Source organism: Acidovorax sp. FG27 (assembly GCF_040365715.1).
GTDB lineage: Bacteria > Pseudomonadota > Gammaproteobacteria > Burkholderiales > Burkholderiaceae_C > Paracidovorax.
This window is the reverse complement of the sequence record NZ_BAABVY010000011.1, coordinates 138,038-159,395: the sequence shown is the minus strand read 5'-3', so window position 1 is coordinate 159,395 and position 21,358 is coordinate 138,038. Positions and strand designations below refer to the sequence as shown.

Here is a 21,358-nt window from a genome sequence, read left to right as displayed (position 1 = left end):
GAAGCGTGGCGCCGGCCTGGCTGGTTCACTACACGGGCGACAAGTCAACGCGCCACCGCCGTGGGCGCCAGGTCCTGCGTGCGGCGCTGCTGGGCCTGGAACTGCGGGCCGAAGGCCGGGCGCGGCAGGTAGCGGCCCGCGCCCCGCTCGGCGCGCAGATCGCCCTGCGCGAACACCACCCGCCCCTGGCTGATGGTGTGGCTGGGAATGCCGCGCACGGTGCGGCCTTCGAAGATGTTGAAGTCGCCCTTGCTGTGCTGCGTCTTCGCGGAAAAGGTCTTGGTGCCTTCCGGGTCCCACAGCACCAGGTCGGCATCGGCTCCCGCGCCCACGAAGCCCTTCCTCGGGTAGATGTTGAACAGCCTGGCGGCATTGGCGGAGGTGATGGCCACGAACTCGCTGGGCGTGAGCCGGCCGGTATTCACGCCGCCGTCCCAGATGGCGGCCATGCGCTCTTCCACGCCGCCGGTGCCGTTGGGGATCTTGGCGAAGTTGTCGCGCCCCATGGCCTTCTGCGCGGCGCAGAAGGTGCAGTGATCGGTGGCGGTGGTGTGCAGCTGGCCCGACTGCAGGCCGCGCCACAGCGCCTCCTGGTGGCCGCCCGCGCGCGAGCGAAAGGGCGGGCTCATCACGTGGGCGGCGGCGGTGGCGAAGTCGGGGTCGCGGTACACGCTGTCGTCCACCAGCAGGTGGCCGGCCAGCACCTCGCCGAACACGCGCTGGCCGCGCGCCCGGGCGCGGGCGATGGCCTCGGCCGCCTCCGCGCAGCTCACGTGCACCACGTAGATCGGCACGCCCAGCACGTCGGCGATGGCGATGGCGCGGTTGGCGGCCTCGGCCTCCACCATGGGCGGGCGCGCCAGCGGGTGGCCCTCGGGGCCGGTGATGCCCATCTTGGCGACTTCCTGCTGCAGCAGGTAGACGAGTTCGCCGTTCTCGGCATGCACGGTGGGCATGGCCCCCAGCTCCAGCGCACGCTTGAAGCTGTTCACCAGCGTCTCGTCGTCGCACATGATGGCGTTCTTGTAGGCCATGAAGTGCTTGAAGCTGTTGATGCCTTCCTCGCGCACCAGGGTGCCCATGTCGGCATGCACCTGCTCGCTCCACCAGGTGACGGCGACGTGGAAGGAATAGTCCGCCGCGGACTTTTCCGCCCAGCCGCGCCATTTGCGGTAGGCGTCCATGAGCGGCTCCTGGGGGTCGGGAATCACGAAGTCGATGATGCTGGTGGTGCCGCCCGCCAGCCCGGCCGCCGTGCCGGTGAAGAAGTCGTCCATGGTGACGGTGCCCATGAACGGCAGCTGCATGTGCGTGTGCGGGTCGATGCCGCCGGGCAGCACGTACTGGCCGCTGGCGTCCAGCGTCTCGGCACCGGCGGGCGCCTGGGCGGCGGCGGTCTCGCCCACGGCGGCGATGCGGCCGTCCACGCAGAGCACGTCGGCGCGCTCCTCGCGGTCGGCGTTCACCACGGTGCCGCCACGGATCAGCAGGGCTTTCGAAGGGGTTGGGGTCATGGCTCGTCTCCTGGGAGAAAGGGGTTGTCAGGCGCGGCGCGATGCCGCGGGCGCGGGCTGCATCCGGCCCGCCATGCCGAGGCGATACACCACGGCGGCGATGGCCAGGCCGATGAACCAGGCATAGGCGTAGATCTGCTTGAAGACCTCGCCCACGCCCGGAAAGGCGGCGGGAAAGGCGGCGTTCAGGAAACCCGGCACGTTGGGTGCCACGCCCAGCACGAAGGCGACGACGGCCACCGCGTTCCAGCCGCCGCGGTAGCGGTAGGGGCCGTCATCGGCATAGAGCGCCTTCACGTCCAGCTCGGTGCGGCGGATGAGGTAGTAGTCCACCATCAGGATGCCGGCCACCGGCCCCAGCAGCGCCGAGTAGCCGATGAGCCAGGTGAAGATGTAGCCCTGGGTGGATTCGAGGATCTTCCACGGCATCATCGCAATGGCGATGCCCACGGTGATGTAGCCGCCCACCCGGTAGCTGATGCGCGAGGGGCTCAGCGCCGAGAAGTCGTAAGCGGGGCCGACCAGGTTGGCCGCCAGATTCACGCTCACGGTGTCGATGAGCAGGATGATGAGCGCGATCAGCACGGCCGCGCCCGTCATGCGGCTGGCCAGGTCCACCGGGTCCCAGAGGGCCTTGCCGTAGATGACCACCGTGGCGGAGGTGACGATCACCGCCAGCGCCGCCAGCAGCCCCATGGGCACGGGCAGGCCGATGGCCTGGCCCACCACCTGGTCGCGCTGGGACTTGGCGAAGCGGGTGAAGTCGGGAATGTTCAGCGCCAGCGTGGCCCAGAAGCCCACCATGGCGGTGAGCGACGGCCAGAACACTGAGTGGAACTGTCCGGCCTTCGCCCCGCCGGGGGCGAACTGCGAGGGCTGCTGGAGGATGGGGCCGAAGCCGCCGGCCTTGTCGTATGCCCACCAGAGCAGCACGAAGCAGATCACGATCTTGATGGGGGCCGTCCAGGTCTCGAGCTTGCGGATCGACTCGATGCCGTGCACCACGAAGTAGAACTGGATCGCCCAGAAGACCAGGAAGCAGACGAGCTGCCCCAGGTTGATGCCCAGCCCCGCGATCTTCTCGCCCTCCAGCGGATGGCCGATCAGCACGCCGGCCAGCGTGTAGATCATCATGCCGCCGAACCAGGTCTGGATGCCGTACCAGCCGCAGGCCACCAGGGCCCGCAGCAGCGCCGGCAGTTTGGCGCCGCGCGTGCCGAACGAAGAGCGCGCCAGCACCGCGTACGGAATGCCGTGCTTGGCGCCCGCATGCCCGATCAGCAGCATGGGCACCAGCACGATGAGATTGCCCAGGAACACGGTGCCCACAGCCTGCCCCCACGACATGCCGCTCTCGATCAGGCTGGCGGCCAGGGTGTAGGCGGGAATGCACATCACCATGCCCACCCACAGCGCCGCGAAGTGGTACCAGCGCCAGGTGCGCTGGTGCGCCTGCGTGGGGGCCAGGTCCTCGTTCCAGAGCTCGCTGTGGGAGCCGGGGGGTTGCACGGTGTTCATGGAAGTGTCTCCGGTACGTTGTGGACAGGGGGCCTTACGCCGCCACGCGCTGCGGGTTGTTGGGGTGCGTGGTCCAGTTGGCGTATTCGCCGGTGACCAGCTTGCCGGTGCGCGCATCGACCTCGCCGGGCGCCAGGCTGCGCATGCTGATGCACTCGGGCACCGGGCAGATCGAGGCGCACAGGTTGCAGCCCACGCACTCGGCCTCGTTCACCTCGAAGCGGCGCACGCCGCCCAGCTTGTCGAAGGTGATGGCCTGGTGCGACGTGTCCTCGCACACCACGTGGCAGCGGCCGCAGCCGATGCAGGCGTCCTGGTCGATCACCGCCTTCTCGATGTGGTTCAGGTCGAGCTGCTTCCAGTCCTTGACGGTGGGCACGGCCTGGCCCCGGAAGTCGTCGATGGAGGCATAGCCGTGCGCGTCCATGAAGTTGGAGAGGCCGTCGCACAGGTCCTGCACGATCTTGAAGCCATACACCATGGCGGCGGTGCAGACCTGCACCGTGCCGCAGCCCAGCGCGATGTATTCGGCCGCGTCGCGCCAGGTGGTGATGCCGCCGATGCCGCTGATGGGCAGGCCGGCGGTCTGTGCGTCGCGCGCGATCTCGGCCACCATGTTGAGCGCGATGGGCTTGACGGCCGGCCCGCAATAACCGCCGTGCGATCCCCAGCCGCCGGTGTGGGGGCTCATCGCCATGCGTTCCAGGTCCACCCCCATGACGGAATTGATGGTGTTGATGAGCGACACCGCGTCCGCCCCGCCCGCCTTGGCGGCCCGCGCGGGGTGGCGCACGTCGGTGATGTTGGGCGTGAGCTTCACGATCACCGGCAGGCGGCTGTACTGCTTGCACCAGGCCGTCACCATCTGGATGTATTCGGGCACCTGGCCCACGGCCGCGCCCATGCCCCGCTCGCTCATGCCGTGCGGGCAGCCGAAGTTCAGCTCGATGCCGTCGGCGCCGGTGTCTTCCACCATGGGCAGGATGCGTTTCCAGCTCTCTTCCACGCAGGGCACCATCAGCGAGACGATCATGGCGCGGTCGGGCCAGGCGCGCTTCACGCGGCGGATTTCCTCCAGGTTCACGGCGAGCGGCCGGTCGGTGATGAGTTCGATGTTGTTCAGGCCGATCACGCGCCGGTCCTGCGACATGAGCGTGGAATAACGCGGCCCGTTCACGTTCACCACGTGCGGGTCTTCGCCCAGGGTCTTCCAGACCACGCCACCCCAGCCGGCCTCGAAGGCGCGGGTGACGTTGATCTCCTTGTCGGTGGGCGGCGCCGAGGCCAGCCAGAACGGGTTGGGGCTGCGGATGCCCAGGAATTCGCTGCGGATGTCGGCCATGTGCGGCTCCTGTCGTTCGGTGTTCTGTTCGGTTCGGTTCGTGGGGCTGGGCGGCGCTTCAGCCCAGCAGGGCCTGGTGGATGGAGGCGGCAGCTACCTTGCCGTGCTCCACGGCCTCCACGGTCAGGTCGCGCCCGCCGGCACGGCAGTCGCCACCGGCCCAGACACGCGCCACGCTGGTGCGACCTTCTTCGTCGGTGGCGATGCGGCCGGCCTGCAGCGCGATGGCGGGGCCGGCGTGCTCGTGCAGGTAGCTCTGGCCGATGGCCTTGAGCACCATGTCGGCCTCCAGCACGAAGGTCTCGCCGGTCGCGGCCAGCCGGCCCGTGTCATCCACCGCCGTCGCGGCGAAGCGCATGCCGCGCACCACGCCGTCCCCACCCAGCAACTCCTGCGGCGCGGCCCAGTGGCGGATCGTGACGCCGTTGGTCTGCGCCCACTGCTGCTCGACCGCCGAGGCCGACATGCCGTCCGGCCCGCGGCGATAGACGATGGTCACTTCCTCGGCGCCCAGCTTGCGCGCCTGCACCGCCGCGTCCACCGCCGTCATGCCGCCGCCGATCACCACCACGCGCCGGCCCACCGGCACGGCGGAAAGGTCGGCCGCCTGCCTGATGTCGGCGATGAAATCCACCGCGTTGCGCAGCCCCTGCAACTGCGGCTCGGCGATGCCGAGCGCGTTCACGCCGGCCAGCCCCAGCCCGAGGAACACGGCGTCGTAGGCCTGCAGCAGGCCATTGACGGTGATGTCACGGCCCAGCACCTGGCGGCAGCGCACCTCGATGCCGCCGATGGACAGCAGCCACTCGACCTCCTTTTGCGCGAAGCCGCCCGTGGTCTTGTAGCTGGCCAAGCCGTATTCGTTCAGACCGCCCAGCTTGGGCCGGGCCTCGAACAGCACCACGTCGTGCCCGCGCCGCGCCAGGCCGTGCGCGCAGGCAAGGCCCGCCGGCCCTGCGCCCACCACCGCCACGCGCTTGCCGGTGGGCGCGGCGCGGGTGAAGAGAGGCGCGCCGGGCTGAGCGAAGTAGGCATCGGTGGCATGGCGCTGCAGCGCGCCGATCTCGACGGCCTTGTCGTCGTGCGCGTTGCGCACGCAGGCCTCTTCGCACAGCACCTCGGTCGGGCAGACCCGGGCGCACATGCCGCCCAGCGGGTTGGCCTCCAGGATGGCCTGCGCCGCGCCCCGCTCGTTGCCCTGGGCGATGCGGTGGATGAAGGACGGGATGTCGATGCCCGTGGGACAGGCCGTGGCGCACGGCGCATCGAAACAGTAATAGCAGCGCTCGGCCTCCACCAGGGCCTGCGCGCGGGTGAGCGGCGGGTGCGCGTCGCTGAAATTCACGGCGTAATCTGCCAGGTTCAGGCGTGCGGCATGCACGCCGCAGGCGCGGCTTGCGGTCGTTTCCATCGGATTTTCTCCAGCAGAGGGGGATCAGTCGTGGGGGATGCGCGAGCGCGATCGCGCAAGGCGGAGGCCCGAACGTTTTCGGCGCGGCATGGGGCATGCGCAGGCGACAAACCCGGCGCACGTGCGTGCGATCTGCGGAGCTTTCATCGGGGCCTCACGGGGTGTGGCAGGTGTCATCGGCGAAACCGTCGCCCTGCCTGTTGGTCAATTTACCGCTTGGTAAAAATTTACCAATCAGTAAAAACCCATCTGCAAGCGGCATGCCAGGCAAAGCCTTCCGCATTCACCCCACAATGGTGCGATGAGCCGTCCCCCGTCCACCCGGCGCCCGGTGCCTGTGCACCAGCGCACCTCTCCAGAGATTCCCCCGGCAGGCATCCGGCAGCCCAGCGCTGCCCGGCTGAAGAAGGAGCAGTCCATCCTCGCCGAAGCCGAGCGCCAGTTCGCCCAGGTCGGCTTCGAAGGCGCCTCGCTCGAAAGCATCGCGGCGGCCGCGAACATCAGCCGCCACAACCTGCTCTACTACTTTCCGAGCAAGGAAGCGCTCTACCTGCGCGTGCTCGACGACGTGCTCACGCAATGGCTCTCGGGCATGGAAGCCATGTCACAGGGCGACGAGCCGCAGGCGGCGCTGCGGCAGTACATCCGCGCGAAGCTGCGGTCGTCGCTGGAGCGGCCCGATGCCGCCAAGGTATTCGCCCGGGAGGTGATCGCCGGCGCCCCGCGCTATGCCGACGTGATCGCGGCGCGGGTCGGGCCGGTGCTGAAGAACGACGTGCGCACCTTCGAGCGCTGGGCCAGCGAAGGCCGCATCGCCCGGGTGAACTTCATGCACCTGATGTTCATCATCTGGTCGGTCACGCAGGCCTATGCCGACCAGCAGACCCAGTTCGCGCTGCTGCTGGGCCAGCCCGCTCTGAGCGAGCGCGACTACGAGCATGCAGAGACGCTGCTCTGCCACCTGGTGCTGAAAGGCCTGGAGGCGCCCTCTCGCGGCAGCCAGGCCGGCGGCGAACCCGTAGGCGCTTCAGCCGCGCCTGCGGGTTCGCCTTTCATCGGATCACCTGGCGGGAAGCCGAAGACAGTGCCCTAGCACGGCGGGGCGAACCAACTTGCGTCAGACGATGGAAGGCAAGGCCGTATCAGCGGTAGGCCCAATGGCCCGGCCGCATGTGCCAGCCGCCCGGGCCCGGCTCCCAGCGGTGCGGCACCCAGACCCAGCCCGGCTTGGGCGGCGTGGCCCAGTGGCCGGGCCGCCAGGCATACCGGCCCCCGCTCCATTCCCAGAACCCGCCCACCCACACATGGGCCGGTGACGGCGCCACGGTGATCGTCTCCACATAGGGCGCAGGCGGGGCCGAGGGCGCCACGACGACGGCCTCTTCCTGCACCACCACATGCCGCGGGGGCGGCGGTGCGGCGCAGCCTGCCAGCAGGGCGGCTGCCAGGGCAGCGGCCACGCCCATCCCGCCGAGGCGGTTCCGATCCGTCTTGAACACCATATGCAACGCTCCAGTCCTTGAGCCATGGGGATGGAGTTTCAACGCGCCCCGGCGGCACTCAGCGCACGCCCGCCCTGTAAAGAAAGGCAAACCACAGGGGTGGACCAGCGGGGCGCTTCAGCCCGTGGCAGGCGGCCCGCCAGTCAGTCCGGCTTCACGCCCGCCGACTGGATCACCTTCGCCCACTTGGTGGTTTCCGCGGCGATGAAGGCGTCGCACTCCTTGGGCGTGGAGCCTTCGGGGAAGGTGCCCATGGTCTGCTCCATGCGCCGGCTCACCTCCGGGCTGCGGACGATGCGCGCCACCTCCTCGGACATGCGCTGCACGATGTCCACCGGCGTGCCGGCGGGCGCCAGCATCGCGGCCCAGGTGCTGCCGACCAGGGCCGGAAAGCCCAGCTCGGCGAAGGTGGGCACATCCGGCAGCGCCGGCAGCCGCTTGTCGCTCGCCACGCCGATGAGGCGGATCTTGCCGGCCTTGGCGGGCTGGATCAGGTTGGGCGGCGGGTCCAGGAACAGCGGCACCTGCCCGCCCATCAGGTCGGCCAGCGCGGGCGACGCGCCCTTGTACGGCACGTGCACCATCTCCACGCCCGTCACCATGCGCATCAGCTCCGACGTGAGGTGCGCGGCCGAGCCGCTGCCGGACGAGGCATAGCTGATCTTGCCCGGGTTGGCGCGGCCGTAGGCCACCAGCTCGGCCATGGTCTTGAAGGGCGCGTTCATCGACACGGCCGCCACCAGGGGGGACACGCCCATCAGCGAGACGCCCGTCAGGTCCTTCTGCGGGTCGTACGGGAGCTTGGGGTAAAGCGTGGTGTTGGCCGCATAGGCGGCGATGAACACGCCGAAGGTGTAGCCGTCCGGCGCGGCCTTGGCCACCGCGTCGACACCGATGATGCTGTTGGCGCCGGGCTTGTTGTCCACCACGATGGGCTGGCCCAGGCGCTGCTGCAGGCCGACCTGCAGCAGCCGCGCCATCTGGTCGGTGAAGCCGCCCGCCGTGTACGGCACGACGATGCGGATCGGCTTGGCGGGCCAGGCGCCCTGCGCACGGGCTGGCGCCAGCGGCAGCAGGGCGCCGGCCGCGACGGCGGAGCCGGCCTGCAGGAAGTGGCGTCGAGAAGGAAGGGATGGCATGGCGTGTCGTCTCCTGTTTTTGGGTGGTTCAGCCCTGACGGCTCAGGTGCGGTAGCTCGGGTCCATGCGGTCCAGCCGGCGCAGCAGGCCGGGCCAGGCCAGGCCGGCGCCCTTGCCCTTGGTGACCTGGCGCGACTGCTGCACCGAGTTGGCGATGATCTCGCCCGGAATCCGCGTGAGCACGCCACCGCCGGCTTGCGCCAGGATCTGGATGCGGCAGGCCGATTCCAGCGTGTACATGGCCAGCAGCGCCTCGGGCACGCCACGCCCGCAGGTCAGCAGGCCGTGGTTGCGCAGGATCATGCTGTTGCGGCTGCCCAGGTCGGCCACGAGGCGGGGGCGCTCGTCGTCGTTCAGCGCCACGCCTTCGTAGCCGTGATAGGCGAGGCTCGCCAGCGGGAAGATCGACTGCTGCGAGATCGGCAGCAGCCCGCCCTCCTGCGCCGACACGGCCACGCCGTATTGCGTGTGGGTGTGCAGCACGCACTGCACCTCGGGCCGCGCTTCGTGGATGGCGCTGTGGATCAAAAAGCCCGCCGGGTTCACGTCGTACTCGGTGGCCATGACGGGTTCGCCGTGGTGGTCCACCTTGACCAGGCTGGAGGCCGTGATCTCGTCGAACAGCATGCCGTAGGGGTTGATGAGGAATTGCTCCGGCTCGCCCGGCACACGCGCGGAGATGTGCGTGAAGATCAGGTCGTCCCAGCCGAAGTGGGCCACCAGGCGGTAGGCGGCGGCCAGCTCGACTCGGGTCTGCCATTCCTCGGGCGTGACCTGGGCGCGCACGCCGGACGCTGCGGCGGGGTCGGTGATGGATGCAAGGGTCGCGTTCATCGAAATCGTCCTTCCATGCAAGGGGAGTGGGATATGCCGGGCGGGAAGGCTGTCAGATGCGACCGACCAGCTCTGGCACGGCCGTGAACAGATCCGCCTCCAGCCCATAGTCGGCCACGCTGAAGATCGGCGCCTCGGCGTCCTTGTTGATCGCCACGATCACCTTGGAATCCTTCATGCCCGCCAGGTGCTGGATCGCCCCGGAGATGCCCGCCGCGATGTAGAGCTGCGGCGCCACGATCTTGCCCGTCTGGCCCACCTGCAGATCGTTCGGGGCGTAGCCCGCGTCGACTGCCGCGCGGCTCGCGCCGATGGCCGCGCCCAGCTTGTCGGCCAGCGGCGTCATGACTTCGTTGAACTTCTCCGCGCTGCCCAGCGCCCGGCCGCCCGAGACGATGATCTTGGCGGCCGTCAGTTCGGGCCGGTCGTTCTTGGTGACTTCGCGACCGACGAATTGGCTCTTGCCGGAGTCGGCTGCGGCGTCCACCCTTTCCACGGCGGCGCTGCCGCCCGTGGCGGCGGCGGCGTCGAAGCCGGTGGTGCGCACGGTGATGACCTTGGTCTGGTCGCTGCTTTGCACAGTGGCGATGGCGTTGCCCGCGTAGATGGGGCGCTCGAAGGTGTCGGCGCTCACCACGGCGGTGATGTCGCTGATCTGCGCGACGTCGAGCTGGGCGGCGACGCGGGGCGCCACGTTCTTGCCGCCGGCGGTGGCGGGAAAGAGGATGTGGCTGTAGTTGCCTGCCCCATTGCCCTGGAGTGCGAGGACCTGGGCGGCGATGTTCTCGGCGAGGCCGTCTTTGAGGCTGTCGCCGTCGGCCTGGATGACTTTGGCAACGCCTGCGATCTGGGCTGCGGCCTGGGCAGCGGCGTCGGCGCCCTGGCCGGCCACGAGGATGTGGACGTCGCCGCCGCAGGCGAGAGCTGCGGTGACGGTGTTGAGGGTGGCGGGCTTGATGCCGGCGTTGTCGTGTTCTGCAATGACGAGTGCGGTCATGTCGTGTATTCCTTGTCTCAGTCTGTTCAGATCACTTTGGCTTCGTTCTTGAGCTTGTCGACCAGGGCGGCGACGTCGGGCACCTTGACGCCGGCGCCGCGCTTGGCGGGCTCGGCCACCTTCAGGGTCTTCAGGCGCGGCTTGACGTCCACGCCCAGGTCTTCGGGCTTGACGGTGTCGAGCTGCTTTTTCTTGGCCTTCATGATGTTGGGCAGCGTGACGTAGCGCGGCTCGTTGAGGCGCAGGTCGGTGGTGATGACGGCGGGCAGCGTGAGCGCGAGGGTCTCCAGGCCGCCATCGACTTCGCGGGTGACGTTCACCGTGTCGCCCGTGGCTTCGACCTTGGAGGCGAAGGTGGCCTGCGGCAGGCCGGCCAAGGCCGCGAGCATCTGGCCGGTCTGGTTGGAGTCGTCGTCGATGGCCTGCTTGCCGAGGATGACGAGCTGGGGTTGCTCCTTGTCCACCAGGGCTTTGAGCAACTTGGCGACGGCGAGCGGCTGCAGCTCTTCCGTCGTTTCCACCAGGATGCCGCGGTCCGCGCCGATGGCCATGGCGGTGCGCAGCGTTTCCTGGCACTTGGCGTCGCCGCAGCTCACGGCGATGACTTCGGTGGCCACGCCTTTTTCCTTCAGCCGCACGGCTTCTTCCACCGCGATTTCGTCGAAGGGGTTCATGCTCATCTTGACGTTGGCGATGTCCACGCCCGTGCCGTCCGACTTCACGCGGACCTTCACGTTGTAGTCCACCACGCGCTTGACCGGGACCAGGATTTTCATGGGATGACCTTTTGCTGAAAAGAGAGATAGAGGGTGTGAAAGAAATGCGGGGAGCGCTGCGCGCTCAGTCGGTGGTGATGCCCTTGTCGCGGATCACCTGGCCCCACTTCGCATAGTCCTGCTGGATGCGGCGCTCCATGCCGGCGGGGTTCTGGAAGTTGGCGATGGCGCCCGCGTTGAGCAGCTTGTCCTGCGTGGCCTTGTCGGCCAGGATCTGCTGCACTTCCGTCGCCAGCCGGTCGATCACCGGCTGGGGCGTTCCACGCGGCGCCAGCAGGCCGCCCCACGACACGGCGTCATACCCCTTGAAGCCCTGCTCGGCGATGGTCGGCACGTCCGGCAGCATGGCGACCCGCTGCGGCGAGCCCACGGCGATGGCGCGCAGCTTGCCCGCCTGGATGTGCGGCAGCGCCGCGACCAGATCGGCGTACATGACCGGCACCTGGCCGCCCAGCGTGTCGGTGATGGCCGGCACGCCGCCCTTGTAGGGCACGTGCTGCATGTCGAACTGGCCCATCTGCTTGAGCAGCTCCATGCTCAGGTGGCCGAAGCTGCCGGTGCCCGAGCTGGTGTAGTTCAGCGACGTCTTCTGCGCCTTGGCGGCCGCGATCAGCTGGCGCAGGTCCTTCACCTGCGGCAGCAGCGTGGGGTTCACCACCACGACGATGGGCAGGTCGTACACGGTGGCGACGGGCGCGAAGTCCTTGGTGGTGTCGTAGCCGGCCTTCTTGTAGAGGTGCGGCGCCAGCAGCGTGGGCGTGGCCAGCATGACGAGCGTGTAGCCGTCGGCATCGGCCTTGGCGACCTGCGCGGCGGCGATGGAGCCCGATGCACCGGGCCGGTTCTCGACCACCACCGGCTGCTTGAGCCGCTCGCCCAGCTGCTGGCCGACGATGCGCGATGCGGTGTCGGTCGGGCCGCCCGGTGGAAAGGGCACCACCAGCTTGATCGCCTTGGTGGGCCAGGCGGGCGACGGCGCCGCCGGCTGCGCGTGGGCAATGCCACCGACGACGAACGGCGCGGCGGCCAGGGCCAGCAGCGTTCGGCGGGTGGCGCGGGCCAACGGTGCGGCAGCAGTGAAGAAACGAGGCATGAAGGGCAGTCTCCGTGGATTGGGGAAAAGAGGGCGTTGGGAACCACCGGACAGGGCGTGCATGGCGGTGGTGGAGCTCCTTGCCGCGCACGACGAGAGGTCAGTCGAGCCTGGCGCCGGCCGCATCGACCAGCGCCTTCCACACCGGCATGTCGCGGCGGTAGTTGGCTTGGAAGGCCTCCGGGGTGTTCATCACCGGCATGAAGCCGGCGCCGCGGATGCGCTCCAGCAGCTTGGGGTCGCGGGCGATCTCGCGCAGGTGGCCCTGCAGCACGTCCATCACGTCCTTGGGCAGGTTCGCCGGGCCGCCCATGGCGACCCAGCCGAAGACGGCGTAGGCGTCGTCGGTCACGCCCTGTTCGTGGATGGTGGGCACCTGCGGCAGGATGTCCATGCGCTGCAGGCCCGTTACGCCGATGGCCTTGAGGCGGCCGGAGTCGATGAACGGCTTGGTGTTCTGCGCGCTGGAAAAGCACAGCTGCAGCTGGCCGCCGATCAGGTCCTGGATCATCGGCGCCTCGCCCTTGTAGGCGACGTGGGCCATGTCGGCGTCCTGCGTCTTGCTCATGTAGGCGCCGCCCAGGTGCGCGTACGAACCCACGCCCCAGGAGCCGTACGACACCTTGCCCCGGTTCGCCTTCACGTAGGCGAGCAGCTCCTTCATGTTGCTGGCCGGCACCGAAGGGTGCACCACCAGCGTGACGGGCGCGGCGGCGATCTGCGTGATGAGCGTCAGGTCCTTCTGCGGGTCGTAGGGCAGCTTGGTGTAGAGGAACTGGTTGATCAGCATCGAGGTGCTGAGCGAGAGCAGCAGGGTAGTGCCGTCGGGCGCGGCCTTGGCGACGGCGTCGGTGCCCAGGATGCCGGCCGCGCCGCCCCGGTTGTCCACCACCACCGGCTGGCCCAGGCGCTGGGACAGCGCTTCGCCCACGCTGCGGGCGATGATGTCGGTGGCGCCGCCCGCGTTGAACGGCACGATGAGCCGGATGGGCTTGGTCGGCCAGGCCGCCTTGGCCGGCTGGGCCCGGGCACCGCCCAGCCAGCTGCCGCCGCCGAGGGCGGCCAGGCCGCGCAGCACGGCGCGGCGATCGAATCGGGAACCTGTCATGGTCTTGTCTCCTGTAGGGTGGGCACGAAGGAACCGGCCCGGCGCGCCGTCTGTGCGGCTTGGCTTGCCACCGGGCCGGTGACGGGAACGAATCAGGCGGCGGCGGGCGGCGCCTCCGGCAGCGTGAGCACGCCGCGCTGCTGCAGCTGCTGCAGCTGCTCGTCGCTCATCTGCAGCAGGCGCTGCAGCACCTCGCGCGTGCCCTCGCCCAGCGTGGGCGGTGCATGGCGGATGGGCAGGCGCTGGCCGTCGATGCGGTAAGGCGGCGCGAACACCGGCGTGGTGCCCACCACCGGGTGCGGCATGTCCTGCAGCAGGCCGCCGCGCCGGGTGCGCTCGCTGGTCAGCGCTTCATGCAGGCCGGCCACCTTGCCGCAGGGAATGCCGCAGGTCGTCATGCGCTCCAGCAGCACGTCGCGCGGGAAGCTGCGGATCAGCTCCGTGAGCATCGGGCCGATCTCGTGCCGGTTCTTCGCGCGCTGCACGTTGGTGGCAAAACGCGGGTCTTCCACGATGTCGGGCCGTGCGATCACCTGGCGGCAGAACTTGTCGAACTGCGCGTTGTTGCCCACGGCGATGATGAGCGGGCCATCGGCCGCCTCGAACATGCCGTAGGGCACGATGGACGGATGGGCGTTGCCGTAGCGTGCCGGATCGTGTCCCAGCTGCATCGCATCGAGCCCGTAGTAGCCGGTGACCATGAGGCCGCAGTCGTAGAGCGCCATCTCGATGAGGCGCCCCCGGCCCGTGCGGCCGCGCTGGAACAGCGCCGCCAGTACCGCCTGCGCGGCGTACATGCCGGTCATCAGGTCGACCACAGCCACGCCGAATTTCAGCGGCGGCTGGCCAGCCTCGCCGTTGAGGGCCATGAGCCCCGTCTCGCCCTGGATCACCAGGTCGTAGCCCGGCCGCTTCGCCTCGGGGCCGGTCACGTCGTAGCCGGCCACGGCGCAGTAGATCAGGTCGGGCTTGATCGCCTTGAGCTGTTCGTAGCCCAGGCCCAGCTTCTCGGCGCCGCCGGTCTTGAAGTTGTGGATCACCACGTCGAACCGGGGCAGCAGGTCGTGCACGATCTTCGCGCCCTCGGGGCTCTGCAGATCCAGCGTGATCGACCGCTTGTTGCGGTTCATGCTGTTGTAGTAGGTGGTCTCGGTCTTGCCGATGCGCATGCCCCAGTCGCGCGTGTCGTCGCCGCGGCCGGGGTGCTCCACCTTCACCACCTCGGCGCCGAAGTCGGCCAGCACCTGGCCGCAGAGCGGGCCGGCGAAGACCCGGGAAAGGTCCAGCACGCGCACGCCCTCCAGCGGAAAGTCGATGCCGTCGGATGTCGGGTTCGGGTTCATGTTCTTTGTCTCCTCGATGATGGGTGGGGCCGCGGCAGGCGTCAGCCAGGCGTGCGGCGCAGCTGGGCGAAGTCGGGGCTGCGCTTGGCAAGGAAGGCGCCGATGCCCTCCTGCGACTCCGCGGTCGCCTGCGACAGCACCATGTACTGCGCCTCCATGTCCAGCTGCTCTTCCAGCGTGTGGTGCGGCGCCTGGCGGCACAGGTGCTTGATCCGCGCCATGGCCTGGTCGGGGCCGGCCGCGATCTGCCGCGCCAGCACCAGGGCCTGGACCAGGGCGTCGCCCGGCTCGGCCAGGCGGTTGACGGGGCCCAGCTGCGCCATGCGCTCGCCGCTCAGGCGCTCGCCAGTCAGGCACAGCTCGGTCAGCACCTGGCGCGACACGAACTCGGCCAGGAAGGCCGTGGCCCCGCCGTCGGGCGTGAGGCCCACTTTCACATAGGCGACGGAGAACACCGCGTTCCTCGCGGCGACGAGCATGTCGCAGGCCAGCGCCAGCGAGAGGCCCGCCCCGGCGGCCGCGCCCTCGACGGCCGCGATGACGGGCTTGGGGCAGTCGCGCACCGCACGCACCAGGCCGTGCAGGCCTTCCAGCCTGGCGCGTCGCTCCTCCACGGGCAGCTCGCGCCGTTTGGCGAGCTGGTTCAGGTTGCCGCCCGAGCAGAAATGCCCGCCCTCGCCCGTGAGCACGACGGCGCCCACGGTGGCATCCGACGCGGCGTCGGCCAGGGCCTGCGCCAGCGCGGTGTAGAACTCTGGCGACAGCGCGTTGCGCGTGGCCGGATCGTTGTTGCTCAGCACCAGAACGGCACCTTCGCGGCGAACGAGCATCGGTGCGTCCATGACTCAACCCTCCTGCGACAGGGCCATGAAGCGGCCCAGGTGGTGGTCTTCGTCGCCGAACTGGTGGTCGATCAGCACCAGGCGTTTGGCGTAGTGCGACAGCGGCAGTTCCCAGGTCATGCCGATGCCGCCATGCAGCTGGATGCTTTCCTCGGCCACCAGCGCGCCCACGTAGCCGGCCGTGTACTTGGCCGCCGACAGCATCTTCTGGCGTGCCGCGCCTTGCGCGTTGTCGATCGCATCGGCCGCGTTGATGACGGCCGAACGCATTTGCTCCACCTCCAGCAGCAGGTCGGCCATGCGGTGCTGCAGCGCCTGAAAGGTGCCGATCACCACGCCGAACTGCTTGCGCGTCTGCAGGTATTCCAGCGTGCTCTGCTTGGCGACGTCCATGGCGCCCAGCGCCTCGGCCGCCAGCGCCAGCAGCGCGTAGCCCTGGATGTGCTCCAGCACGGCATGGCCCTGCCCTTCCCGGCCCAGCAGCGCATCGGCGCCCACCTGCACATCGGTGAACGCCAGTTCGGCCGCGCGCCCACCGTCGATGCGGCCGTAGCCCCGGCGGGCGATGCCGGCCGCCTGGCCGTTCACCAGGAACAGGCTGATGCCATCCGTATCGAAAGCACTGCCGGACGTGCGGGCCGACACCAGCAGCAGATCGGCCTTGTCGCCGAAGGCCACCACCGACTTGGCGCCGTTCAGCGTCCAGCCCGAGGCGTTCCTCGTGGCCGTCGCGGCCACGTTGGCCAGCTCGTAGTGGCTGCCGGACTCGTCGTGCGCCAGGGCGGCCAGGGTGCCGCCAGCCATGAGGCCTTCCAGCCGCTGCTTCTGCGCATCGGTGCCTGCGGCGATCAGCGCCTGGCCCACCACCAGGGCGCCCAGCAGCGGCTCGGCCACCAGGCCGCGGCCCAGTGCCTCGAACACCACGCCGATGTCGAAGCCCGACCCGCCGAAGCCGCCAGCGGCCTCGGGGAACAGCGCGCCGATGGCGCCCAGCTCCGCGAACTGGGCATACAGCGCCGGGCTGTGGCCCGCGTCGCCATAGGCGATCTGGTTGCGGTGCTCGATGCCGTACTGCTCGGCCACGAAGCGGTTCAAGGTGTCCGCCAGCATGCGGCGGTCTTCGGTGTGCACGAAGTTCATGGTCTTGATTCCTTCCGTTGCGGGGTCACAGGCCCAGGATCATCTTGGAGATGATGTTCTTCTGGATCTCGTTGGAGCCGCCGAAGATCGACAGCTTGCGGTAGTTGAAATAGTTGGCCGCGGCCGTGGCGGCCTCCGCCGGTCCCACGGGCGCATCGGAATAGCCTTCGTACTGCGCCTCTTCGATGAACGGTGCGGCATGCACGCCCATCGCACGGCGGATCAGCGAAAGGATCTCCTGGCGGATCTCGGTGCCACGGATCTTGAGCATGGAGCTTTCCGCGCCCGGCACGCCGCCACCGGCCACGGCGGCGATCACGCGCAGGTTGGTGGTCTTCATGTTCTCCAGGTCGATCTCCACCCGCGCCAGGCGCGCCCCGAACAGCGGGTCCTGCGCGATCGGCTTGCCGTTCTTGTACACCTTGTCGGCAATGACCTTGAGCTTGACCAGCGCCGCGATGCAAAAGCCCACGCCGGCAATGCCGGTGCGCTCGTACGTCAGCAGGTACTTGGCATAGGTCCAGCCCTTGTTCTCCTCGCCCACCAGGTTCTCGACCGGCACGCGCACGTCGGTGAAGAAGACCTCGTTGACCTCGCGATCGCCGTCCAGCGTGCGGATGGGGCGCAGCTCCACGCCCGGGCTGTTCATGTCCACCAGCAAAAAGCTGATGCCCGCCTGGGCCTTGGCCTCGCGCTGGGTGCGCACCAGGCAGAAGATCATGTTGGCGTGCTGGCCCTGGGTGGTCCAGGTCTTCTGGCCGTTGACCACGTAATGGTCGCCGTCCCGCACAGCCGTGGTCTTGACGGACGCCAGGTCCGAGCCCGCGCCCGGCTCCGAATAGCCCTGGCACCACCAGTCCTCGCCGCTCAGGATGCGCGGCAGCCAGTAAGCCTTCTGCTGCTCGTTGCCGTACTTGATCAGCACCGGGCCCAGCATGTTCACGCCGAAGGGCACGATACGCGGGCCGCCGGCCAGCGCGCATTCGGTATCGAAGATGAATTTCTCGACCGCGCCCCAGCCCGGGCCGCCGTAGGCCTCGGGCCAGTGGTTGGCCAGCCAGCCGCGCGCGTTGAGGATGGCATGCCACTCCTCCTGGTCGGCCTTGGTCAGGCGCTGCCCGGCCTTCACCTTGCTGGCGATGCGCGCGGGCAGGTGGTCTTTCAGAAAGGTCTGGACTTCGGCGCGGAAGGCCTCTTCCTGGGGGGTGAATTGCAGATCCATGGCGTAGGTTCCGGAAGGGGTCTCAATAGATTTCGAACAGGCCGGCCGCGCCCATGCCGCCGGCGATGCACATGGTCACCACGCCGTACTTGACGGATGCGTTCCGGGCCTTGCGGCGCCGGCCTTCCAGCAGGATGTGGCCGGCCAGGCGCGCACCCGTCATGCCGAAGGGGTGGCCGATGGAGATGGCGCCGCCGTTCACGTTCAGCCGCTCCATCGGGATGCCCAGCTGGCGCTGGCAGTAAAGCGCCTGGGAGGCGAAGGCCTCGTTCAGCTCCCACAGGTCGATGTCGTCCACCGTGAGGCCGTGGCGCTTGAGCAGCTTGGGCACGGCGAAGACCGGGCCGATGCCCATCTCGTCGGGTTCGCAGCCGGCCACGGCCATGCCGCGGAAGGCGCCGAGCGGCTGCAGGCCCAGCCGCTCGGCCTGCCTGGCTTCCATCAGCACGCAGGCGCTGGAGCCGTCCGACAGCTGCGAGGCGTTGCCGGCGGTGACGAAGTGGCCCGGGCCCTTCACGGGTTCCAGCTTCGCCAGGCCTTCCAGCGTGGTGCCCGGGCGGTTGCAGTTGTCCTGCGTGGCGACCACGTCGCGCCAGGTGACCTCGCCGGTCTCCTTGTTCTTCTCGGCCATGCGCGCGGCGCAGGCGATGATTTCATCGGCGAACACGCCCTGCTGCTGCGCGGCGGCCGTGCGCTGCTGGCTCTGCAGCGAGAAGGCGTCCTGGTCTTCGCGCGTGATGCCGTAGCGCTTGGCGACCACGTCGGCCGTGTCGATCATGGCCATGAAGAGTTCCGGCTTGCGCTCGACCAGCCACGGGTCCAGGTCGGCCGGCGTGCCCAGGGCGCGCGCGCCCGAGATGCTCTCCACGCCGCCCGCGATCATGGCGTCCACGCCCTCGGCCACGATTCGGCCCGCCGCGATGGCGATGGCCTGCAGGCCCGAGGCGCAAAAGCGCGTGACCGTGGTGCCGGCGATGGACAGCGGCAGCTCCGCGCGCAGCACCGTCTGGCGGCCCAGGTTCCTGCCCTGCATGCCTTCGGGGTTGCCGCAGCCGAGGATCAGATCCTCGATCAGCGCCGGATCGATGCCGGCGCGTTCGACGGCGGCCTTGACCGAGTAGGCGGCCAGCTGGGGCGCGGGCGTGGCGTTGAATTCGCCGCGGTGGGACTTGGCCAGCGGGGTGCGGGCGGTGGAAACGATGACGGCTTCGCGCATGGGTGTCTTTAGTCCCGAAGTGAATTTGCTATGGATTCAGGAGCTGGCCGCGCTGGCTCCATGGACGATCCAGAGCCAAATGCATCCGAATCGCCCTATGCATCAGCGTAGGCAGCTCTCTTTTTGATAGTGCGTGGCGTTGTCAGCCGCTCACGCGCTGGCTGCTGCCCGATTCAGGCTGTCGAAGTCACGCCCTTCGGCCACCAGCTGTTCCAGCAGCGGCGCGGGTTGCCAGAAGAGCGGGTCTTCCTGGGCGAACGCGCGGATGTCGGCCAGGATGGTGTCCAGCCCCACCGTGTCGGCGTACTTCATCGGCCCGCCACGGAAGCGCGGGAAGCCGTAGCCCGACAGAAAGGTCACGTCCACGTCCAGCGGGCGCAGGGCGATGCCCTCGGCCACCACCTTGGCGCCTTCGTTGACCATGGCGGCCAGGTAGCGGCGCATGATCTCGTCGGGCGTGAAGCTGCGCGGCGTGACGCCCTTCCTGGCGCGCTCGGCATCGACGATGGCCAGCACCTCCGGATCGGGCTGGCCCGTGCGGGCGCCCTCGGGATACAGGTAGAAGCCGCGCCCGGTCTTCTGGCCGAACCAGCCGCGTTCGCAGATGCGGTCGGCGATCTCCACGTAGCGCGCCTTGGGGTCACGCGTGGCCGCGCGGCGCTTGCGCGTGGCCCAGCCGATGTCGCCGCCCGCCAGATCGGTCACCTGGAACGGGCCCATCGGGTAGCCGAAGCCGCGCACGGCGGCGTCGATCTCATAGGGCGACGCGCCGTCTTCCATCAGGTAGTCGGCCGCCTGCTTGTACACGGCCAGGATGCGGTTGCCGATGAAGCCGTCGCACACGCCGGCGCGCACCGGCACCTTCTTCATCGTCCTGGCCAGCGCGAAGGCGGTGGCGACCACGTCGGCGCTGACCTTCACCGGCACCACGATCTCCAGCAGCTTCATGATGTTGGCGGGGCTGAAGAAGTGCAGGCCGATCACGTCCTGCGGGCACTCGGTAGCGGCGGCGATGGCGTCGATGTCCAGGTACGAGGTGTTGGTGGCGAGCACGGCCCCTGGCTTGCAGACGCGGTCCAGCTCGCGGAACACGGCTTTCTTGACCTCCAGGTCCTCGAATACCGCCTCGATCACCAGATCGGCGGCGGCGATGTCTTCGTAGCGCGTGCTGCCCGTGTAGCGCGCCATCACGGCGGCCTTGGCGTCCGCCGTCATGCGGCCCTTGGCGACGAGGCCGTCGTGCACCTTCTCGACGTGCGCGCGGCCCCGGGCCAGCGAAGCGTCGTCACGCTCGATCATCGTCACCGGCAGGCCGGCGTCCAGCGCCGACACGGTGATGCCCGCGCCCATGGTGCCGCCGCCGATGACGGCGATGGAGGCCACCGGGCGCGGCGCGGCGGCCTTCGCCTCCGGCACCTTGGCGACTTCGCGCTCGGCGAAGAAGGCGTGGATCAGCCCCGCCCGCTGCGGGCTGGCGATGCATTCCATGAAGGCCGCGCGCTCGCGCCGCATGCCTTCATCGAAAGGCAGCTCCACGGCGTTGCGCACGCATTCGACGATCTTCTGCGGCGAAAAGAGCCCACGCGACTTCCGGGCGGTGTCGGCGGCCAGCGCGTCCAGTTCGACCAGCGCGGCGGCCGCGTCGGGCACGGCCAGCTCGCGCGTGCGGCGCACCGGGGCATTCGCGGCCAGCAGCTCGTGCACATAGGCCAGGCCCGCGGCGACGGGATCGGTGCCCTCGGCCAGCCGGTCCACCAGCCCCGCGGCCTGCGCCGCCCTGGCGTTCAGCGGCTTGCCGCTCAGCATCATCTCGGCCGCAGGCCTGGCACCCATCAGGCGCGGTGCGCGCTGCGTGCCGCCGGCACCGGGCAGCAGGCCCAGCTTCACTTCGGGCAGGCCCAGCTGTGCGGCGGGCAGGGCCAGCCGGTAGTGGGCGGCCAGCGCCACCTCCAGCCCGCCGCCCAGGGCGGCGCCATGGATGGCGGCCACCACCGGCTTGGCGCACGACTCGATGCGGTGGCACACATCGGGCAGCGCCGGCGGCACGGGGGGCTGGCCGAACTCGCGGATGTCGGCGCCGGCGATGAAGGCCTTGCCCTCGCCCACGATCAGCACGGCCCGGGTGGCGGCGTTCGCCTCGGCCTCTTCGATCGCCGCCAGCAAGCCCTGGCGCACGGCGGCGCCGAGCGCGTTCACCGGCGGGTTGTCGATGCTCACCACCGCCACGCCCTGCTGCTCCTGCATTCGAACGACGGATCCGGTCGCTTCAGACGTCATGCACTTGTCTCCTGAATGGTTCTTGGAAAAGCCATCCCCATTCTTGCGGCGACAATGTTTTCTGACAATCACATCAATCATTGA

General features: G+C 69.2%; 18 protein-coding genes. 1 reads left to right on the top strand and 17 read right to left on the bottom strand.

What is annotated here, in order from left to right; translation table 11 throughout:
* Nucleotides 1-44: 44 nt before the first annotated feature.
* From hydA to ABWV53_RS15825, 4 genes are read right to left on the bottom strand one after another with little or no spacing between them, the layout of a single operon-like run.
* Complete coding sequence (hydA, locus tag ABWV53_RS15840) at nt 45-1,514, bottom strand: dihydropyrimidinase (protein WP_353367110.1); 1,470 nt, start codon at nt 1,512-1,514, stop codon at nt 45-47.
* Between the two features lie 27 nt (nt 1,515-1,541).
* Nucleotides 1,542-3,032, bottom strand: coding sequence for an NCS1 family nucleobase:cation symporter-1 (locus ABWV53_RS15835; RefSeq protein WP_353367109.1), 1,491 nt, complete (start codon nt 3,030-3,032; stop codon nt 1,542-1,544).
* A 34-nt stretch (nt 3,033-3,066) separates the two neighbouring features.
* Entirely contained in the window at nt 3,067-4,374 is a 1,308-nt protein-coding gene (preA, locus tag ABWV53_RS15830) for an NAD-dependent dihydropyrimidine dehydrogenase subunit PreA (RefSeq protein WP_353367108.1), read from the bottom strand.
* 58 nt (nt 4,375-4,432) lie between these two features.
* Nucleotides 4,433-5,785: an NAD(P)-dependent oxidoreductase gene (locus ABWV53_RS15825; protein ID WP_353367107.1), complete on the bottom strand. Its 1,353-nt coding sequence runs from the start codon at nt 5,783-5,785 to the stop codon at nt 4,433-4,435.
* 301 nt (nt 5,786-6,086) lie between these two features.
* Between ABWV53_RS15825 and ABWV53_RS15820 the strand changes: the two genes are divergently transcribed.
* Nucleotides 6,087-6,878, top strand: a complete 792-nt coding sequence (locus tag ABWV53_RS15820) for a TetR family transcriptional regulator C-terminal domain-containing protein (protein WP_353367106.1) — start codon at nt 6,087-6,089, stop codon at nt 6,876-6,878.
* Nucleotides 6,879-6,927: 49 nt separating this feature from the next.
* Here the strand turns inward: ABWV53_RS15820 and ABWV53_RS15815 are convergent, their stop codons facing one another.
* The 13 genes from ABWV53_RS15815 to ABWV53_RS15755 form a co-directional block, all read right to left on the bottom strand.
* On the bottom strand, nt 6,928-7,287 hold the full coding sequence (locus ABWV53_RS15815; RefSeq protein ID WP_353367105.1) for a hypothetical protein: 360 nt from the start codon (nt 7,285-7,287) through the stop codon (nt 6,928-6,930).
* A 143-nt stretch (nt 7,288-7,430) separates the two neighbouring features.
* Nucleotides 7,431-8,426, bottom strand: coding sequence for a Bug family tripartite tricarboxylate transporter substrate binding protein (locus ABWV53_RS15810; protein WP_353367104.1), 996 nt, complete (start codon nt 8,424-8,426; stop codon nt 7,431-7,433).
* 42 nt (nt 8,427-8,468) lie between these two features.
* Nucleotides 8,469-9,260, bottom strand: a complete 792-nt coding sequence (locus tag ABWV53_RS15805; protein ID WP_353367103.1) for a class II aldolase/adducin family protein — start codon at nt 9,258-9,260, stop codon at nt 8,469-8,471.
* Between the two features lie 52 nt (nt 9,261-9,312).
* The gene (locus ABWV53_RS15800; RefSeq protein WP_353367102.1) at nt 9,313-10,257 is read right to left on the bottom strand and encodes an electron transfer flavoprotein subunit alpha/FixB family protein; all 945 of its coding nucleotides are present in this window, start codon (nt 10,255-10,257) and stop codon (nt 9,313-9,315) included.
* A 26-nt stretch (nt 10,258-10,283) separates the two neighbouring features.
* Nucleotides 10,284-11,033 (bottom strand): electron transfer flavoprotein subunit beta/FixA family protein, encoded by a 750-nt coding sequence (locus tag ABWV53_RS15795; protein WP_353367101.1) that lies wholly within the window; start codon nt 11,031-11,033, stop codon nt 10,284-10,286.
* 64 nt (nt 11,034-11,097) lie between these two features.
* Nucleotides 11,098-12,126: a Bug family tripartite tricarboxylate transporter substrate binding protein gene (locus tag ABWV53_RS15790; protein WP_353367100.1), complete on the bottom strand. Its 1,029-nt coding sequence runs from the start codon at nt 12,124-12,126 to the stop codon at nt 11,098-11,100.
* Between the two features lie 100 nt (nt 12,127-12,226).
* Nucleotides 12,227-13,234: a Bug family tripartite tricarboxylate transporter substrate binding protein gene (locus ABWV53_RS15785; protein WP_353367099.1), complete on the bottom strand. Its 1,008-nt coding sequence runs from the start codon at nt 13,232-13,234 to the stop codon at nt 12,227-12,229.
* 92 nt (nt 13,235-13,326) lie between these two features.
* The gene (locus ABWV53_RS15780) at nt 13,327-14,577 is read right to left on the bottom strand and encodes a CaiB/BaiF CoA transferase family protein (protein ID WP_353367098.1); all 1,251 of its coding nucleotides are present in this window, start codon (nt 14,575-14,577) and stop codon (nt 13,327-13,329) included.
* A gap of 41 nt (nt 14,578-14,618) precedes the next feature.
* Nucleotides 14,619-15,419 carry an oxepin-CoA hydrolase, alternative type gene (locus ABWV53_RS15775; RefSeq protein ID WP_353367097.1) on the bottom strand — a complete coding sequence of 267 codons (801 nt, stop codon included), beginning with the start codon at nt 15,417-15,419 and terminating at the stop codon, nt 14,619-14,621.
* Between the two features lie 3 nt (nt 15,420-15,422).
* Nucleotides 15,423-16,559, bottom strand: a complete 1,137-nt coding sequence (locus ABWV53_RS15770) for an acyl-CoA dehydrogenase family protein (protein WP_353367096.1) — start codon at nt 16,557-16,559, stop codon at nt 15,423-15,425.
* A 25-nt stretch (nt 16,560-16,584) separates the two neighbouring features.
* Nucleotides 16,585-17,781 carry an acyl-CoA dehydrogenase family protein gene (locus ABWV53_RS15765; protein WP_353367095.1) on the bottom strand — a complete coding sequence of 399 codons (1,197 nt, stop codon included), beginning with the start codon at nt 17,779-17,781 and terminating at the stop codon, nt 16,585-16,587.
* Nucleotides 17,782-17,803: 22 nt separating this feature from the next.
* The gene (locus tag ABWV53_RS15760; RefSeq protein WP_353367094.1) at nt 17,804-18,997 is read right to left on the bottom strand and encodes an acetyl-CoA C-acyltransferase; all 1,194 of its coding nucleotides are present in this window, start codon (nt 18,995-18,997) and stop codon (nt 17,804-17,806) included.
* A gap of 150 nt (nt 18,998-19,147) precedes the next feature.
* Nucleotides 19,148-21,274 (bottom strand): 3-hydroxyacyl-CoA dehydrogenase NAD-binding domain-containing protein, encoded by a 2,127-nt coding sequence (locus ABWV53_RS15755; RefSeq protein WP_353367093.1) that lies wholly within the window; start codon nt 21,272-21,274, stop codon nt 19,148-19,150.
* Nucleotides 21,275-21,358 lie beyond the last annotated feature (84 nt).